Annotated in this window: 16 protein-coding genes; 3 read left to right on the top strand and 13 right to left on the bottom strand. The window is 61.7% G+C overall.

Translation table 11 applies throughout. The features are described 5' to 3' along the window. Window positions 1-66: 66 nt before the first annotated feature. From B1722_RS21885 to B1722_RS21835, 11 genes are all read right to left on the bottom strand, one after another. Window positions 67-1,356 (bottom strand): adenylosuccinate synthase, encoded by a 1,290-nt coding sequence (locus tag B1722_RS21885; RefSeq protein ID WP_003221122.1) that lies wholly within the window; start codon window positions 1,354-1,356, stop codon window positions 67-69. Between the two features lie 54 nt (window positions 1,357-1,410). After that, a complete protein-coding gene (locus B1722_RS21880; protein ID WP_041065693.1) occupies window positions 1,411-2,598 on the bottom strand; it encodes an ATP phosphoribosyltransferase regulatory subunit in 1,188 nt (395 codons plus the stop codon). Between the two features lie 313 nt (window positions 2,599-2,911). Further along, window positions 2,912-3,781, bottom strand: a complete 870-nt coding sequence (hflC, locus tag B1722_RS21875) for a protease modulator HflC (protein ID WP_041065696.1) — start codon at window positions 3,779-3,781, stop codon at window positions 2,912-2,914. Further along, window positions 3,781-4,956, bottom strand: coding sequence for an FtsH protease activity modulator HflK (hflK, locus tag B1722_RS21870; RefSeq protein WP_041065698.1), 1,176 nt, complete (start codon window positions 4,954-4,956; stop codon window positions 3,781-3,783). Before hflK ends, hflC begins: the two co-directional genes overlap by 1 nt. A 96-nt stretch (window positions 4,957-5,052) precedes the next feature. Next, the gene (gene hflX, locus B1722_RS21865) at window positions 5,053-6,354 is read right to left on the bottom strand and encodes a ribosome rescue GTPase HflX (protein ID WP_003221114.1); all 1,302 of its coding nucleotides are present in this window, start codon (window positions 6,352-6,354) and stop codon (window positions 5,053-5,055) included. A 12-nt stretch (window positions 6,355-6,366) separates the two neighbouring features. Further along, window positions 6,367-6,627, bottom strand: a complete 261-nt coding sequence (gene hfq / locus B1722_RS21860; RefSeq protein WP_003221112.1) for an RNA chaperone Hfq — start codon at window positions 6,625-6,627, stop codon at window positions 6,367-6,369. A 94-nt stretch (window positions 6,628-6,721) separates the two neighbouring features. Further along, window positions 6,722-7,693 carry a tRNA (adenosine(37)-N6)-dimethylallyltransferase MiaA gene (miaA, locus tag B1722_RS21855; RefSeq protein ID WP_041065702.1) on the bottom strand — a complete coding sequence of 324 codons (972 nt, stop codon included), beginning with the start codon at window positions 7,691-7,693 and terminating at the stop codon, window positions 6,722-6,724. After that, window positions 7,693-9,594 (bottom strand): DNA mismatch repair endonuclease MutL, encoded by a 1,902-nt coding sequence (mutL, locus tag B1722_RS21850; protein WP_174376993.1) that lies wholly within the window; start codon window positions 9,592-9,594, stop codon window positions 7,693-7,695. Before mutL ends, miaA begins: the two co-directional genes overlap by 1 nt. 5 nt (window positions 9,595-9,599) lie before the next feature. Next, a complete protein-coding gene (locus B1722_RS21845) occupies window positions 9,600-10,979 on the bottom strand; it encodes an N-acetylmuramoyl-L-alanine amidase (protein WP_371260346.1) in 1,380 nt (459 codons plus the stop codon). 51 nt (window positions 10,980-11,030) lie between these two features. After that, window positions 11,031-11,501: a tRNA (adenosine(37)-N6)-threonylcarbamoyltransferase complex ATPase subunit type 1 TsaE gene (gene tsaE, locus B1722_RS21840; protein ID WP_086794250.1), complete on the bottom strand. Its 471-nt coding sequence runs from the start codon at window positions 11,499-11,501 to the stop codon at window positions 11,031-11,033. Beyond that, window positions 11,489-12,988, bottom strand: a complete 1,500-nt coding sequence (locus B1722_RS21835) for an NAD(P)H-hydrate dehydratase (protein ID WP_086794249.1) — start codon at window positions 12,986-12,988, stop codon at window positions 11,489-11,491. The genes tsaE and B1722_RS21835 overlap by 13 nt, the downstream gene beginning before the upstream one ends. Window positions 12,989-13,051: 63 nt before the next feature. Here B1722_RS21835 and queG point away from each other — a divergent pair, with 63 nt between their 5' ends. Then, a complete protein-coding gene (gene queG, locus B1722_RS21830; protein ID WP_086794248.1) occupies window positions 13,052-14,131 on the top strand; it encodes a tRNA epoxyqueuosine(34) reductase QueG in 1,080 nt (359 codons plus the stop codon). Here the strand turns inward: queG and B1722_RS21825 are convergent. Further along, window positions 14,113-14,724, bottom strand: a complete 612-nt coding sequence (locus B1722_RS21825) for a trimeric intracellular cation channel family protein (protein ID WP_003221099.1) — start codon at window positions 14,722-14,724, stop codon at window positions 14,113-14,115. The genes queG and B1722_RS21825 overlap by 19 nt on opposite strands. A gap of 188 nt (window positions 14,725-14,912) precedes the next feature. Then, on the bottom strand, window positions 14,913-15,455 hold the full coding sequence (gene orn, locus B1722_RS21820) for an oligoribonuclease (protein WP_003221098.1): 543 nt from the start codon (window positions 15,453-15,455) through the stop codon (window positions 14,913-14,915). Between the two features lie 107 nt (window positions 15,456-15,562). Here orn and rsgA point away from each other — a divergent pair, with 107 nt between their 5' ends. Then, on the top strand, window positions 15,563-16,594 hold the full coding sequence (gene rsgA / locus B1722_RS21815; RefSeq protein ID WP_041065716.1) for a small ribosomal subunit biogenesis GTPase RsgA: 1,032 nt from the start codon (window positions 15,563-15,565) through the stop codon (window positions 16,592-16,594). 212 nt (window positions 16,595-16,806) lie between these two features. Further along, on the top strand, window positions 16,807-17,214 hold the full coding sequence (locus tag B1722_RS21810; protein WP_041065719.1) for a TIR domain-containing protein: 408 nt from the start codon (window positions 16,807-16,809) through the stop codon (window positions 17,212-17,214). The last annotated feature ends 1 nt before the right edge of the window (window position 17,215 follow it).

The following is a 17,215-nucleotide window of genomic DNA, read 5'->3' as shown; positions in this document are numbered from 1 at the left end:
CGTCCAACAGGCATAAACGACAAAGGCCCCGATGAAGGGGCCTTTGTTATTTACATCAACGACTTATCAAGCGAACGGATGACGCAGAACGATGGTTTCGTTGCGATCCGGGCCCGTCGAAATAATGTCGATCGGCGCGCCGATCAACTCTTCAACGCGTTTGATGTAGGCACGAGCGTTAGCTGGCAGCTCTTCCAGGGTTTTGGCACCCACGGTCGATTCGGTCCAGCCCGGCACTTCTTCGTACACAGGCTGCAGGCCCACGTAGCTGTCAGCGTCGGTCGGCGCCACGGCATTGCCTTGCGCGTCCTTGTAGCCGGTGCAGATGTTGATGGTTTCCAGACCATCGAGGACGTCCAGCTTGGTCAGGCAGATGCCCGAGATGCTGTTCACATCGATGGCGCGACGCAGGATAACGGCGTCGAACCAGCCGCAACGACGAGCACGGCCGGTGGTCGCGCCGAACTCGTGACCTTGCTTGGCCAGGTGCGCGCCCACGTCGTCGAACAGCTCAGTCGGGAATGGACCCGAACCGACGCGAGTGGTGTAAGCCTTGGTAATGCCCAGGATGTAGTCGAGGAACATCGGGCCAACGCCCGAACCGGTCGCCACGCCACCGGCGGTGGTGTTGGAACTGGTCACGTACGGGTAGGTACCGTGGTCGATGTCGAGCAGCGAACCCTGAGCACCTTCGAACATGATGTCTTTGCCGGCGCGACGCAGGTCGTGCAGCTCGGCAGTCACGTCGAGCATAAGCGGCTTGAGCAGCTCGGCGTATTCCTTGCACTCGGCCAGGGTCTTTTCAAACTCGATGGCCGGCTCTTTGTAGTAACCCACCAGCATGAAGTTGTGGTAGTCCACCAGTTCACGCAGCTTGTCTTCGAAACGCGGCATGTTCAGCAGGTCGCCGACGCGCAGGCCACGGCGTGCAACCTTGTCTTCGTAAGCCGGGCCGATGCCGCGACCGGTGGTGCCGATCTTCAGCTCGCCACGGGCTTTTTCACGGGCCTGGTCCAGCGCCACGTGGAAGGACAGGATCAGCGGGCAGGACGGGCTGATACGCAGGCGCTCGCGCACCGGTACGCCTTTCTCTTCCAGCTTGGTGATCTCACGCAGCAGGGCGTCAGGTGCAACCACCACGCCGTTGCCGATCAGGCACTGCACGCCTTCGCGCAGCACGCCCGACGGGATCAGGTGCAAGACGGTTTTCTCGCCGTCGATCACCAGGGTGTGGCCAGCGTTGTGGCCACCTTGGTAGCGCACTACGGCGGCAGCATGTTCGGTCAGCAGATCAACGATCTTGCCTTTGCCCTCATCACCCCATTGGGTGCCCAGGACTACGACATTCTTACCCATAACACTTGTCCTCATTCGCGCAAACTTGGTGCCGGCGATGGCCGGCAGGAAAACTCAAGAAGCCAGTGGCGATACTTGCCAAAGCCCGTTCTGCTGAATCAATTGCCGGTCGCAGTCCGCATCACGGGCGGCGGCCAAAGGTTGTCCAGGCAATGCCTGAACGACACGCTGACCCTCACTGCGCAACTGGCAAACCTGCTGCCAGAGTGCCGCATCCGTACTGTCAGGCATCCAGATACCGCCAGACGGTAGCTCGATCTCAGCACGCCCCAGGGTCACCAGGGTTTTCAAATCGGTAGAGAAGCCGGTCGCCGGACGGGCACGACCGAAGTCGGCGCCGATGTCGTCGTAACGACCGCCCTGAGCGATGGACTGACCCACGCCCGGGACAAACACCGCGAACACCACACCGGTGTGGTAGTGGTAGCCACGCAGCTCGCCCAGATCGAAGTACAGCGGCAGCTCCGGGAAACGCGTCGCCAGACGCTCGGCGATTGCCAGCAAATCTTCCAGCGCCGCCAAAACCGGCGCCGGCGCATTGGCCAGACGCTCACGGGCAGCGCTCAATACTTCACGGCCACCACACAGGTCGACCAGTGCCCGCAGCATGCCGGACAGATCGGCCGGCAGGCCTTCGGTCAAGCTAATGACCTCGTCGATGGCCTTGCGTTGCAACGCATCGAACAACTGCTGCTCAACCTCACCGGACAGACCGGCGGCACGCGCCAGACCACGGTAGATGCCGACATGGCCAAGGTCCATGTGCACATCCGGCACATCGGCCAGTTGCAGCATGGCCAGCATCAGGCTGATGACTTCCACGTCGCTGCTCGGGCTGGCATCGCCGTATAACTCGGCACCCAGTTGAATCGGGCTGCGCGAGGACGACAGCGCACGCGGCTGGGCATGCAGCACGCTGCCGGCGTAGCACAGGCGGCTAGGGCCTTCGCGACGCAGGGTGTGCGCATCGATGCGCGCCACTTGCGGCGTGATGTCGGCACGGAACCCCATCTGCCGACCCGACTGCGGGTCGATGACCTTGAAGGTACGCAGATCCAGGTCCTGGCCCGCACCGGTCAGCAGGGATTCCAGGTACTCGATATGGGGAGTCACGACAAACTCGTAACCCCAGCTCTGGAACAGATCCAACACCTGACGACGCGCGACTTCAATGCGCGCCGCTTCCGGTGGCAGTACTTCTTCGATGCCATCTGGCAGCAGCCAGCGGTCTACCGTTGCCATTACGCCATTCCCCTTTGATCCGGGCGGCCAGCCTGCGGGCGAGCCTTGAGTGAAGCAGAAAATGACCGAACCGTTCAAAACGCACGCGCATGAACGACGCGGCGAAAGGCCTGTTACCGGCTTCGCCCATCACTTTCCTCGAAAAACGCTCGGGCCATTCAACCCGATGCCTGCAACAAAAAACAGCAATCAAACGTGCAGACGCAAAAAAGCCGGGAATTTCCCGGCTGCCGCATCATACACACGTTTTCCCAAAGGATCACCCCGCCCGAGGTTTTAGCCGCCGGGCGGAATGATTCAGGTCAACGTCGTATCAAGGCTTGGACTTTTCCAGGTAACGGAAGAAGTCGCTGCTTGGGTCGAGAACCATGACGTCGGATTTGTTCGCGAAGCTGTCACGGTAGGCACGCAGGCTACGGTAGAAACCGTAGAACTCCTGATCCTGACCGTAGGCCTTGGAGTAGATCGCAGCAGCCTGGGCATCGCCGTCACCGCGAATCTCTTCGGATTCACGATAGGCCTCAGCCAACAGCACGCGGCGTTGACGATCGGCGTCGGCACGGATGCCTTCGGCCAGCTCGTTACCCTTGGCGCGGTGCTCGCGAGCTTCACGCTCACGCTCGGTGCTCATGCGCTCGAACACGCTGCGGTTCACTTCTTTCGGCAGATCGATGGCCTTGACCCGGACATCGACGACTTCGATACCCAGCTCTTTTTCCGCCATCTTGTTCAGCGACGCGGTGATGTCAGCCATCAGCGCATCACGCTCACCCGATACCACTTCGTGCAGGGTGCGTTTGCCGAACTGGTCACGCAGCCCGGATTCCAGACGACGGGACAGACGCTCGTCGGCGATTTGCTTGAGGCCGGAAGTCGCGGTGTAGAAGCGCTCGGCATCTTTCACGCGCCACTTGGCATAGGCATCGACCATCACGGCTTTCTTTTCCAGGGTCAGGAAGCGCTGTGTCGGTGCATCCAGCGTCATCAGACGTGCGTCGAATTTACGCACCTGGTTAACGTAAGGCACTTTCACATGCAGGCCCGGCTGAACATCAGCCTGAACCACACGACCGAATTGCAGCAGCACCGCACGCTCGGTCTGAGCGACGATGTAGAAGCAGTTCCAGCCCACCAGCACCACGACAACGCCAACGATCAGGGCGATCAGCGATTTATTGCTCATCAGCGGCTCTCCCTTGTACGTGTCTGCGGCAGGTCAGTGACATGCGGCGCGACGTCCGTGTTGTTGCTGGCGGCGGCCGAACCGGTCACCGGTGCATTGCTGCCCGAACTGTTCTGGATCATCTTGTCCAACGGCAGGTAAAGCAGGTTGCTCTGGCCGTTCTTGTTGCCGGTCACGAGTACCTTGCTGGTGTTGCTGAAGACTTCCTGCATGGTGTCCAGGTACAGACGCTGGCGGGTGACTTCAGGGGCCTTGCGATATTCCGCGACCAGTTTGGTAAAGCGGTCTGCCTCACCCTTGGCGCGCGAGACCGTTTCGTCACGGTAACCGTTGGCATCCTCGAGGATACGCTGGGCCTGACCACGGGCTTCCGGCACGACGCCGTTGGCGTAGGTTTCCGCCTGGTTGCGCGAACGCTGCTCGTCTTCCCGGGCGCGGATCACGTCGTCAAAGGCTTCCTGCACTTCGCGCGGTGCCGCTGCGCTCTGTACGTTGACCTGGGTGACGGTGATACCGGTGCGATAGGTATCGAGGAAACGTTGCAGACGCTCCTTGATTTCGCTGGCCATCAGTTCACGACCTTCGGTCAGCACCTGGTCCATGGCGGTCGAACCCACCACGTGGCGCAGAGCGCTGTCGGTCGCATGCTGCAGGCTGATTTCCGGCTGATCGACGTTCAGCACGAAATCCTGCAGGTTGCTGATCTTGTACTGCACGGTCAGCGGCACTTCGACGATGTTTTCGTCTTCGGTCAGCATCTGGCCCTGCTTGGTGTAGGCACGCTCACGCGTGACGTTCTCCATGTACTTCTTGTCGATCGGCGGGAAGTAGATGTTCAGGCCGGGGCCGACGGTCTCGTAGTACTTGCCGAAGCGCAGCACCACGGCTTGCTCCTGCTCGTCGACCACATAGACCGCGCTGTACAGCCAGACAGCCGCCAGCACGACGAGGCCGATGCCGAGCAGTCCGCCGAAGCCGCCACCACTCCTGCCCGAACCACCGCCGTCGTCACCACCGCGTTTCTTACCACCACCGAACAACCCGTTCAGGCTTTCCTGCAGCTTTCGGAAGGCCTCGTCGAGATCCGGTGGCCCCTTGCGGTCGCCGTTATTGCGGCGCTTGCCACCCCAGGGATCCTGATTATTCGAGTTGCCACCCGGCTCATTCCAAGCCATAGCGCTCTCCATCTGATAAAGCAAAGACGCACCCACGGCGCGCCGACCAATGCTACAGAATGCCTGCCGTTGCGGCACAACCGCTTTGCCAGGCTTTTATTGCAAAGTGTGTTGCTCGATGAATTCCATCGGCTGCAATCCTTCGCGGCTTACCAGTCGATTCAACTCGACCCGGGGCAAACGAACGGCCAGCAGGCAGATGCCTTCTTCGTCGTGTTCTTCTTTCTGTACCGCGCCGAGTTCGAAGAACTGCGCACGCAGTCGAGCGAACCGTTGCGGCAAGCGCAATGTGCCCACAAACAAATCACTGCCCAGCAACTCGGCAATGGCTTGCTCAAGCAATTCCAGACCCGTGCCATCACGCGCCGACAGCCAGACCCGTTGTGGCTTGCCATCGGCATCGCGCTGGATCTGTGGCTCAACGCCTTCAAGCAAATCGAGTTTGTTGTATACCTCGAGGATCGGCAAGTCCTGCGCCCCGATCTCGCCCAGCACCACCATCACCTGCTCGATCTGCAACATGCGATCCGGTTCGGCCGCATCGATCACGTGCAACAGCAGGTCGGAGTTGCTCGACTCTTCGAGCGTAGACCGAAATGCCTCGACCAGCTTGTGCGGCAAGTGGCGAATGAACCCTACCGTGTCCGCGAGAACAATCGGCCCCAGGTCGTCCAGTTCCAGACGGCGCAAGGTCGGGTCCAGCGTGGCGAACAACTGGTCGGCCGCGTACACCTCGGATTTGGTCACGTTATTGAACAGCGTGGATTTGCCGGCGTTGGTATAGCCCACCAGAGACACGGTAGGGATATCCGCACGGGAGCGGCCGCGTCGCGATTGCTCGCGCTGGCTGCGTACTTTTTCCAGACGACCCTTGATCTGGCGCAGACGAACCCGCAGCAGACGCCGGTCGGTTTCGAGCTGGGTTTCACCCGGGCCGCGCATGCCGATACCGCCACCCTGACGTTCAAGGTGAGTCCAGCCGCGAACCAGACGGGTGCTCATGTGATCAAGCTGGGCCAGTTCGACCTGGAGCTTGCCTTCATGGGTACGCGCGCGCTGGGCGAAGATATCGAGAATCAGGCCGGTACGGTCGATCACGCGACACTCGAAAACACGTTCGAGGTTACGTTCCTGACTGGGCGTGAGAATGTGATTGAAAATCACCAGATCGGCCTTCTCGGCATGGACCAGGTCGCGTAACTCTTCGACCTTGCCGCTGCCAATCAGGAATTTGGCGGTTGGCCGATGACGCGGTACGTTAAAAAACGCAACGGTCTCGGCGCCCGCCGAATTAGCCAATTCCTGAAACTCCTGCGGATCTTCGCGCGCCTCAGGGTCCTGACCTTCCAAGTGAACGAGGATGACTCGCTCACCACCACCGTGGCGCTCAAAGAACAAAGGAGACTCCTATCAGGCGTTACCTGGCTCAGCGTCACCTGCATCGGATTCGGTTGCGCTAGGCAGACGAATTGGACGTACTGGCACGACTGTCGAGATAGCGTGTTTGTAAACCATCTGGCTGACGGTGTTTTTCAGCAGGATAACGAACTGGTCGAACGACTCGATCGTGCCTTGCAGTTTGATACCGTTGACCAGGTAGATGGAAACCCCAACTTTCTCTTTACGTAAAGTATTCAAGTAAGGGTCTTGTAGCGAATGCCCTTTTGACATGTGCCGCACTCCTTTAAGGATTCAATAATAAAAATAGGTAATTCAGATGGCTTTGGCCGCCACACCCCCAAGGATAGACGGCAATTGCAAGGACTCAGCTCAATATGGAGATGGTCCCAAGGTATTTCAAGGCGCGTGGCAGATTGTCGCAATCAAGACTGTCCAGCCAGTGCAGTTCTTCCCAGCTGCGCAGCCAGGTGAACTGGCGCTTGGCCAATTGACGCGTGGCAATGATGCCGCGTTCCTGCATTTCAGCTAACGACAGCTTGCCATCCAGGTAGTCCCAGACTTGGCGGTAGCCTACCGCACGTATAGACGGCAACCCGGCATGCAGGTCACTTCTTTTACGCAGGGCTACGACCTCGTCGATGAATCCCTGTTCCAGCATATTTGTGAATCTTTGTTTAATGCGTTCGTGCAGTACCTGGCGATTTGCCGGAGCAATGGCCAAGTTCGCGACAGTATAGGGCAATTGTTGCCGTCCCGAAGCGGCTGCTTCAGTACTTTGCGCAGATTGTTGCTGACGCAGGGCGGTCATGCTCTGGCCACTGACCCGATAAACCTCCAGCGCCCGACTCAGGCGCTGCGGATCGTTCGGGTGAATGCGTGCCGCCGACACCGGATCGATGATCGCCAGCTGCTCGTGCAGGGCTTGCCAGCCAAGGCGCGCAGCCTCTTCTTCGATCTGTGCGCGGACTTCGGGATCAGCCGCCGGCATATCCGCCAGGCCTTCAACCAACGCCTTGTAATAGAGCATGGTGCCGCCGACCAGCAGCGGAATTTTCCCGCGCGCGGTGATCTCGGCCATGGCTTGCAGGGCATCGCGACGAAAATCCGCAGCCGAATAGGCTTCAGCCGGGTCGAGAATGTCGATCAGCCGGTGCGGAAACTCGGCCAGCAGTTCTTTCGATGGCTTGGCGGTGCCGATGTCCATGCCGCGATAGACCAGCGCCGAGTCGACGCTGATCAGCTCGCACGGCAGCACCTTGGTCAGCTCGATGGCCAGGTCGGTCTTGCCCGCAGCGGTCGGGCCCATCAGGAAAATCGCTGGAGGAAGCTGGCTCATCAACGACCGCGCAGGAACAGTTTGTCCAGATCGTCCAGGCCCAGTTGGGTCCAGGTCGGTCGGCCATGGTTGCATTGACCGCTGCGCTCGGTGTTTTCCATGTCGCGCAGCAGGCCGTTCATTTCTGGCAGGGCCAGGCGCCGGTTGGCGCGGATCGCACCGTGGCAGGCCATGGTCCCGAGCAGTTCGTTCAGATGTGCCTGAATCCGGTCGCTGGTGCCGTATTCCATCAGGTCCGACAACACGTCACCCACCAACCGATTGGCCTCGGCCTGCTTGAGCAGCGCCGGAATCTGGCGGATCGCCAACGTTTCCGGGCCCAGACGCTGCAGCTCGAAGCCCAGCTTCTGGAACCATGCAGCGTGTTCTTCAGCACAATCGGCTTCACGCTGACTGACCGCCAGCGACTCCGGCACCAGCAGCGGCTGACCGCTGAGACCTTCGCTGGCCATGGCGATCTTCAGGCGTTCGTACATGATCCGTTCGTGCGCGGCATGCATATCCACCAACACCAGACCCTGGGCGTTCTCGGACAGGATGTAGATGCCCTTGAGCTGCGCCAGTGCGTAACCGAGCGGCGGAATGTCCTCCTGACCAGCCGGCAGTGCGTTGGCATTCGCTTCCGGCAACGGTGCGAAGAACTCGCGGTAAGCGGCTTGAGCCTCGGCGGCCGGCGGCATCGCCGACTGCGGACGTGGCGTGTACTGATACTGATAAGCGCCGCCAGCGCTGGCACCCGAAGACGTGCTGAACGCCGGTTGCGCCTGCGGTTGCTCGAGCAGCGCATTGGCTGCCAGACGCATTTCGCCCTGTGGGCCGAATTCGCCGGCCTCGATGCCCGTTGGCCGAACGACAGCGGTCGTCACGGAACCGGCCAACTGATCCTCGGGACGCACATCGCCCAGCGCACGGTGCAGCGTGCCGTAAAGGAAGTCATGCACCATGCGCCCGTCACGGAAGCGCACTTCGTGCTTGGTCGGGTGCACGTTGACGTCCACCGCCGCCGGATCAACCTCGAAAAACAGCGCAAACGTCGGATGACGACCGTTGAACAGCACATCGCGATAAGCCTGACGCACCGCGTGGGCCACCAGTTTGTCGCGCACCGCACGGCCATTCACAAAGAAATACTGCAAGTCCGCCTGGCTGCGGTTGAAGGTCGGCAACCCGACCCAGCCCCACAGGTGCAAGCCGTTGCGCTCGATCTCGATCGGCAGCGCCTGCTCCAAAAAGCCCGAACCACAAATCGCCGCCACCCGCCGGGCGCGGGCCGCATCATCGTGGGCCTCGTGCAGGCTGAGGATGGTCTTGCCGTTGTGGCGCAGATGGAAGGCGACGTCGAAACGCGCCAGCGCCAGACGTTTGATCACTTCTTGCAGGTGATCGAATTCGGTTTTTTCGGTCTTGAGAAACTTGCGCCGCGCCGGCGTGTTGAAGAACAGGTCGCGCACTTCCACCGAGGTACCGACCGGATGCGCCGCCGGCTGCACCCGAGGCGCCATGTCGCGACCTTCGGTTTCAACCTGCCAGGCCTGATCGGCATCGCGGGTGCGCGAGGTCAGGGTCAGGCGCGCCACGGAGCTGATCGACGCCAGTGCCTCACCACGGAAGCCCAGGCTCATCACCTGCTCCAGATCTTCGAGGTTGCGAATCTTGCTGGTGGCGTGACGGGCCAGCGCCAGCGGCAGGTCGTCGGCGGAAATGCCGCTGCCGTCGTCACGCACCCGCAGCAACTTGACGCCGCCCTGCTCGACATCGACGTCGATGCGCTTGGCACCGGAGTCGAGGCTGTTTTCCAGCAACTCCTTGATCACCGAAGCCGGGCGCTCGACCACCTCACCGGCGGCGATCTGGTTCGCCAGCCGCGGGCTGAGCAGTTCGATGCGTGCGGCGTTCAACACCTGGTTCATTCTTTGGACGCCAGTTCGGTGCCAGGGATGGTCAGGTGCTGGCCGATCTTCAGCTCATCGCTGCTGAGGTTGTTGGCACTGCGCAGCGTCGCGGGCGACACCTGATAACGCACGGCGATCATCGCCAGCGTCTCGCCCGGACTCACGCGGTGATCGCGCGGGCCTTGGGCGATCTTGCCGGAGTCACGCAGCCAGGCAATGTAGGTGCCCGGTGGCGGGTTCTGCTGGAAGAACTGGCGCACGCCGCTGCTGATCGAGCGGGCCAGCGCCTGCTGGTGGCTCGATGCCGAGAGCTTGTTCGCTTCGTTGGCGTTGGAGATGAATCCGGTTTCGACGAGGATCGACGGGATGTCCGGCGACTTCAGCACCATGAAGCCGGCCTGCTCCACCCGCTGCTTGTGCAGCGGGGTCACGCGGCCAATGTTGGTCAGGACTTTCTGACCGACGTTGAGGCTGGAGGTCAGCGAAGCGGTCATCGACAGGTCGAGCAACACACCGGCGAGCATGCGGTCCTTGTCGTCGAGGCTGACGTTGCCGGCACCGCCGATCAGGTCGGAACGGTTTTCGCTGTCAGCCAGCCAACGGGCGGTCTCCGAGGTGGCGCCGCGATCGGACAGGGCAAACACCGATGCACCGAAGGCTGCTGCAGATGGCGCGGCGTCAGCATGGATAGAAACAAACAGATCGGCACCCTTCTTGCGGGCGATTTCGGTACGGCCGCGCAACGGGATGAAGTAGTCGCCGGTCCGGGTCAGTTCGGCGCGGAAGCCTTTCATGCCGTTGACCTGACGCTGCAGCTCACGGGCGATCTGCAGTACCACGTCTTTCTCACGCTGGCCGCGCGAGCCGGACGCACCCGGGTCTTCGCCGCCGTGGCCGGCGTCGATCACCACAATGATGTCGCGCTTGCCGGCCGGGGCCGGTGGGAGTTTGATCGCCGGTTCCGACGGTGTCACCGGCACGGCCGGCACGGTGGCGACCGATGGCGTCGGAGCTGGCGGCGGCGCAGCATCGGCCGGGTTGTCGAACAGGTCGACCACCAGACGGTTACCGTATTGAGCGTTCGGCGCCAGCGAGAAGCTTTTCGGGGTGACGGCTTTTTTCAGGTCGATGACCACCCGCAGGTCGGTCGGCGTACGCTGGGCCGAACGCATCGCGGTGATTGGCGTGTTGGCGGTCGAGACTTTCAGCGGCGCACCCAGGGTGGCGCCGTTGATGTCGATCACCAGCCGATCCGGTGCGGTCAGGGTGAAGACGCTGTGCTGCACCGGGCCGCTCAGGTCGAAGACCAGTCGCGTGTTGTCCGGCGCCCGCCACAGGCGCACGCTGTTGACCTTTGTCTCGGCCACAGCGTTGACGGTCACTGCCATCAACATCAGTCCAACGGCAGCCACCAACGCGCGAAAGCGCATACCTAACCCCATCATTTAATTGGATTCCAATGCCAAAGCGGCACACCAGGCCTCGCCACGCGAGCCCTGGGATAACATTTTCAGCGAACGCCCGCTGTCTTGCGGGCTAATGGTAATGGTCAGGTCAGGCTTTGGCAAAAAGCCTGCACCTTTATCGGGCCACTCGATCAGGCACAGGGCGTCGTCTTCGAAATAGTCGCGGATGCCGAGAAACTCCAGCTCCTCTGGATCGACCAAACGATACAGGTCGAAGTGGAAGGCGCGGATGTCACCGATTTCGTAGGGTTCGACCAGGGTGAAGGTCGGACTTTTTACTGCGCCAACGTGCCCCAGGCCACGAATGATGCCCCGCGACAGAGTGGTTTTGCCCATGCCCAGGTTGCCTTCGAGAAAAATCAGGCCGTGGCCCCGGGTAACGCGGGCGATCCGTGCGCCAAAGTCGCTCATGGCCTGTTCATCGGCCAGGTACAGGGTTACTTCAGACACGGTGCATGCTCCTCCAACAACTGACGAATGACTGGAATCAGATCACTGGCCGCCAGCCCACGGCCGAATTTACCTTGTTGCGCGCCGGCATTGGCGTGCAGCCAGACTGCGAGGCACGCGGCATCGTAGCCGTCCATGCCCTGCGCCAGCAGCGCCCCGATCAACCCGGCGAGTACATCGCCCAGACCAGCGGTGGCCATGGCCGGATGGCCTTGATGACACAGCGCCAGACGCCCATCGGGATGGGCGATGAGGCTGCCGGCGCCTTTGAGCACGACGACGGCCGAATATTTTTTGCTCAACGCCCGCGCGGCTGCCGGGCGGTCTGCCTGCACCTGGGCGGTATCGATTCCCAGCAGGCGCGCCGCCTCGCCCGGATGCGGAGTGATCACGCAATTATTGGGCAGGCTGACAAAACCGCTTGCCAGCAGATTCAACGCGTCGGCGTCCCATACCTGCGGCAACTGCGCATTGGCGGCGGCGGACAACAGCGCCCGGCCCCAGCTCGCTTGGCCGAGACCCGGGCCTACCACCAGCACCGAAACCTTCTCCAGTAGACCCATCAACTGATTGGCCGACGACGTGCCGAGCGCCATGACTTCCGGCATCCGCGTCAGCGCTGCCGGGACATGTTCCGGCCGGGTTGCCAGCGACACCATCCCGGCGCCGCTGCGCAGGGCCGTTTCGGAACTGAGCAGAATCGCCCCGCCCAATCCCTGATCGCCGCCGATCAACAGCAAATGCCCGAAGCGCCCCTTGTGCGCAGCGGGCGCACGCGCAGCCAGTCGTGGAAGATTAGCCGTCGCAAGGCGCACAGCGCTGGCAGGAGCGTCACGGTAGATGTCGGCGGCGGCTTGCAGATCGTTAAACACCAGCGCCCCGACCTGATCCGCCGCATCACCGGTGAACAGGCCGAGCTTCAAGCCGATAAAGGTCACGGTAAGGTCGGCGCGAACCGCAACGCCGAGAACATGCCCGGTATCGGCAGACAGTCCGGAAGGAATATCCACCGCCACCACCGGCAGGCCACTGGCATTGATTGCCTTGATCGCGGCGACATACGGCTCGCGCACATCGCCGGTCAGCCCGGTGCCGAGCAAGGCATCGACAATCACCCCAAGCAGCTCGCTGTGCGCAGTCCAGCCCTGCACGGCGACACCATCGTTGATGGCCTGCGCATAAGCCTGCGCCGCGTCGCCCTGCAAGCGTTGCGGATCACCGACGGCCAGCACCCGCACCGCCCACCCGGCACGGTGCGCCAGCGCGGCGATCAGAAAACCATCACCGGCGTTGTTGCCATGCCCGGCAAGCACAGTCATTTGGTTCGCCGCAGGCCACTGTCGCACCAATGCGCGCCAGGTCGCATGAGCGGCGCGCTGCATCAATTCGAAGCCCGGCGTACCCGCAGCGATCAGCCGCGCATCGAGTGCTCGCACCTGCGCGGCGCCATACAGCGCGTCGGGTAATTCATCTTTCGTGTGCGGCATGCGTCTTCGGGCTCCGATGTCTGGCAGAATTATACGCACCTCAGCTCCGGTTTCTCTCGCCTCATGTCCGCCATCACCACAGATCTGCCCGCCCTCGCCCAATCGATCAAAGATTGGGGCCGCGAGCTGGGCTTCCAGCAAGTCGGCATCAGCGGTCTGGACCTGGCCGAGCATGAGCAGCATCTGCAGCGCTGGCTCGCCGCCGGCTACCACGGCGAAATGGATTACATGGGCGCCCACGGCAGCAAACGCTCGCATCCGGAGGAACTGGTTCCCGGCACGTTGCGTGTGGTTTCGCTGCGCATGGACTACCTGCCCGGCGACACGCAAATGGCGCAAATGCTGGCGCAACCGGAGAAAGCTTACGTTTCGCGTTATGCCTTGGGCCGCGATTACCACAAATTGATCCGTAAACGTGTGCAGCAATTGGCCGACAAGATTCAGTCGCAGATCGGCCCGTTCGGTTTCCGTGCCTTCGTCGACAGCGCCCCGGTGCTGGAAAAAGCCATCGCCGAGCAGGCCGGGCTGGGCTGGATCGGTAAAAATACGCTCGTGCTGAACCGCAAGGCCGGCAGCTATTTCTTCTTGAGTGAACTGTTTGTCGATCTGCCGCTGCCCGTGGACGAACCGCACAGCAGCGAACATTGCGGGCGCTGTACCGCGTGCCTGGACATCTGCCCGACCAATGCTTTCGTCGGCCCCTATGTGCTGGACGCCCGGCGCTGCATCTCGTACCTGACCATCGAACTGAAAAACGCCATCCCCGAAGACCTGCGCCCGCTGATCGGCAATCGGGTGTTCGGCTGCGACGACTGCCAGATTGTCTGCCCGTGGAACCGCTTCGCCCGCCCATCCGGGGAAAGCGATTTCAAGCCACGGCACAACCTGGACAACGCCGAACTGGCGGAGCTGTTCATGTGGGACGAGGACAAATTTCTCAGCAGCACCGAAGGCTCACCGCTGCGCCGCGCCGGTTACGAGCGCTGGCTGCGCAATCTGGCGGTCGGCCTGGGCAACGCGCCATCGAGCATTCCGGTAATGGAAGCCTTGAAGGCGCGCCGTGATTTCCCATCAGAGTTGGTGCGTGAACACGTCGAGTGGGCGCTGAAACAGCACGCTGAACGTCAAGGCGCGTCGTTGTAGACGAACTTGGGCATTTCCCAATGGAAACGAATGGCCAGCAACCGCAGCAGAAAACCGCCGAACAAGGTGATCAGAATCGCCTGCTCGCTTGGTACATTCAGGTACAGGCAGAGCATGTAGCACCACGCGGCGGCGAACGAGACGCTGGCGTACAGTTCGCGGCGGAAGATCAGCGGGATGTCGTTGCAGAAAATGTCGCGCAGGATGCCGCCGAACACTCCAGTGATCACGCCGCTGACCGAGGCCACCAGCATGCCGTGGCCCATTTCCAGCGCAGTCATGCAGCCAATCAGGGTGAACGCCACCAGGCCGACCGCGTCGAGCACCAGAAACAGTGAGCGCAGGTGACGCATCCAGCGCGCGGTGAACACGGTGAGCATTGCGGCGGCCGAAGTCAGCACCAAGTATTCCGGATGTTTGACCCACGTCAGCGGATAGTGCCCAAGCAGCACATCACGCACCGAACCGCCACCCAGCGCCGTGACGCAGGCGATCAGCACCACCCCGAACCAGTCCATGCCGCGCCGTCCGGCAGACAGCGCGCCGGTCATGGCTTCGGCGGTAATGGCGATCAGATAGAGCATCAGCAACATGGTGGCGGTCCTGGCAGGAAGGCGCGCAGTCTAGCCATTTCGGAGCCGCACCAGAAGGGGGCGCGATCACGACAATCCTCTGTAGGCGCTGCCGCAGGCTGCGATGTTTTGATCTTGTTTTTTACAAGCAACATCAAAAGATCGTCCGATCGCGGCCCGAGCCTGCGGCAGCTCCTACAGGGAAGCCATCAGAACTTGATGAAATGCTTGCGGTAGTGCTGCAGCTCGGCGATCGATTCGCGGATGTCGTCCAGTGCCAGGTGCGTGCTGCCCTTCTTGAAGCTGTCGCGCACGTCCGGTGCCCAGCGTGCGGCCAGCTCTTTGAGCGTCGACACGTCGAGGTTGCGGTAGTGGAAGTAGCTTTCCAGTGCCTTCATGTGGGTATAAAGGAAGCGACGATCCTGGCAGATGCTGTTGCCGCAGATCGGCGACTTGCCCTTCGGTACCCATTTCTCGAGGAAAGCGATGGTTTCGGCCTCGGCCTCGGCCATGCTGATACGGCTGTCACGCACGCGCTGGGTCAGGCCCGAGTTGCCGTGGGTGCGGGTGTTCCACTCGTCCATGCGGGCGAGCACTTCGTCACTGTGGTGAATGGCGATCACCGGGCCTTCGGCCAGGGTGTTCAGGTCACTGTCGGTGACGATGGTGGCCATTTCGATGATGACGTCGTTTTCCGGATCCAGACCGGTCATTTCCAGGTCGATCCAGATCAGGTTCTGCGGGTTTTGCATATTCGGGCTCCTAGGCAATGCTGCGCAGTTTAGCCTAGGCCGGTGCCCGGGCGTGCTAAACTCGCGGCCGTTTTACCTAATCGCTGCATTCTTCAGACGGAACACCCATGGCCAAACGCCAACTCAATCGTCGTCAAAACTGGCGCATCGAAAAGATTCAGGGCGAGCGCGCCGCCCGCGCCGCCAAACGCGAGTCCTCGGCGGTCGAAGCCCTCGAGGGCGGCGATCTGGGGCCTGAGCAACACGGCCTGGTGATCGCCCACTTCGGGGTGCAGGTCGAGGTCGAGGCTGTGGACGGCGATCTGGCCGGTCAGGTATTCCGTTGCCACCTGCGCGCCAACCTGCCGGCGCTGGTGACCGGTGATCGGGTGGTCTGGCGCGCCGGCAACCAGGGCATCGGCGTGATCGTCGCACAACTGCCGCGCACCACCGAACTCTGCCGCCCGGACAGTCGTGGCCAGCTCAAGCCGGTCGCTGCCAACGTCGACATGATCGTCATTGTCTTCGCGCCACTGCCCGAGCCGCATGCCAACCTGATCGACCGCTACCTGGTGGCCGCTGAACACGCCGGCATCCGCCCGTTGCTGCTGCTGAACAAATTCGACCTGATCGACGAGCAAAACGCCCCGGCGCTCAATGCCCTGCTGGCGGTGTACCGCACGCTGGGTTATCCGGTGCTGGAAGTGTCCGCACATCACGGCAATGGCATGGAGCAGTTGCAGAAGCAGCTCGACGGGCGCATCAGCGTGTTCGTCGGCCAGTCCGGCGTCGGCAAGTCGTCGCTGGTCAACAGCCTGCTGCCGGAAGTCGAAACCCGTGTCGGCCCGTTGTCGGAGCTGTCCGGTCAGGGCACGCACACCACGACCACCGCACGCCTGTTCCACTTCCCGGGCGGCGGCGAGCTGATCGACTCCCCGGGTATCCGTGAATTCGGCCTGGGCCACGTCAGCCGCGCCGACGTCGAAGCCGGTTTCATCGAGTTCAACGACCTGCTCGGCACCTGCCGCTTCCGCGACTGCAAACACGATCGCGAACCCGGTTGCGCACTGCTCAAGGCCCTGGAAGACGGCCGCGTGCAGCAGCAGCGGATGAACAGCTACCGCTCGATCATCGCCAGCCTGCCGGAAAACGGCTACTAAACATCTGCACCGGCAGCCTCTCGCCCGAGGGCTGCCGGATGTCGGACCACGCCTGACAAATCCCCGATTCCGTTAAACGTCAGACTCTTCTGACGGACCCGCCCGCACCTGTTTGCAGGACATTTCTCTTTCACCGCCCAGCCCTTGTAGGCCCGCGTCAGATGCCTAGATTGGGGTCCTCCTTCGCACCTTCGCGACCTTCGAGGAACCCCATGCAGACCTACCATTTGTTCATCAGCCATTCGTGGAACTACGCCCACGCCCACGACAATCTGGTACGCCTGCTCGGCGCCAGACCGGATTTCAGTTTCAAGAATTTTTCCGTGCCGCCGCACAACCCGATCATGGGCGCGCAGACCGACAAGCAGCTTGAAGAAGCCATCGAAAACAAGATTCGTCCGTGTTCGGCGGTGCTGATCATGGCCGGGATGTATTCGACCTACAGCAAGTGGATCAACAAGGAAATCGAGATCGCCAAGCGCATGGGCAAAGTGATCATCGCGATCAAGCCGTTCGGCGCCGAGCGCATTTCCACTGTCGTGCGTGAGGCGGCTCACGCCGAGTGCGCGTGGAACACCAACAGCATCGTCAGTGCGATTCGTCTGCACACGGCGGTGTAAC

It is taken from the genome of Pseudomonas sp. SCPG-7 (assembly GCF_002156405.1).
GTDB lineage: Bacteria > Pseudomonadota > Gammaproteobacteria > Pseudomonadales > Pseudomonadaceae > Aquipseudomonas > Aquipseudomonas parakoreensis.
Note: the sequence above shows the minus strand (reverse complement) of the source record. Positions and strands in the feature narration are given on the sequence as shown.

Bases quoted from the DNA above. Each gene is read 5' to 3' on its own strand.
- hfq (WP_003221112.1), bottom strand. From the start codon at position 6,627: ATGTCAAAAGGGCATTCGCTACAAGACCCTTACTTGAATACTTTACGT.
- B1722_RS21845 (WP_371260346.1), bottom strand. From the start codon at position 10,979: ATGTTGATGGCAGTGACCGTCAACGCTGTGGCCGAGACAAAGGTCAAC.
- queG (WP_086794248.1), top strand. From the start codon at position 13,052: ATGTCCGCCATCACCACAGATCTGCCCGCCCTCGCCCAATCGATCAAA.
- miaA (WP_041065702.1), bottom strand. From the start codon at position 7,693: ATGAGCCAGCTTCCTCCAGCGATTTTCCTGATGGGCCCGACCGCTGCG.
- rsgA (WP_041065716.1), top strand. From the start codon at position 15,563: ATGGCCAAACGCCAACTCAATCGTCGTCAAAACTGGCGCATCGAAAAG.
- B1722_RS21880 (WP_041065693.1), bottom strand. From the start codon at position 2,598: ATGGCAACGGTAGACCGCTGGCTGCTGCCAGATGGCATCGAAGAAGTA.
- B1722_RS21810 (WP_041065719.1), top strand. From the start codon at position 16,807: ATGCAGACCTACCATTTGTTCATCAGCCATTCGTGGAACTACGCCCAC.
- hflC (WP_041065696.1), bottom strand. From the start codon at position 3,781: ATGAGCAATAAATCGCTGATCGCCCTGATCGTTGGCGTTGTCGTGGTG.
- B1722_RS21885 (WP_003221122.1), bottom strand. From the start codon at position 1,356: ATGGGTAAGAATGTCGTAGTCCTGGGCACCCAATGGGGTGATGAGGGC.
- hflK (WP_041065698.1), bottom strand. From the start codon at position 4,956: ATGGCTTGGAATGAGCCGGGTGGCAACTCGAATAATCAGGATCCCTGG.
- B1722_RS21825 (WP_003221099.1), bottom strand. From the start codon at position 14,724: ATGTTGCTGATGCTCTATCTGATCGCCATTACCGCCGAAGCCATGACC.
- B1722_RS21835 (WP_086794249.1), bottom strand. From the start codon at position 12,988: ATGCCGCACACGAAAGATGAATTACCCGACGCGCTGTATGGCGCCGCG.
- orn (WP_003221098.1), bottom strand. From the start codon at position 15,455: ATGCAAAACCCGCAGAACCTGATCTGGATCGACCTGGAAATGACCGGT.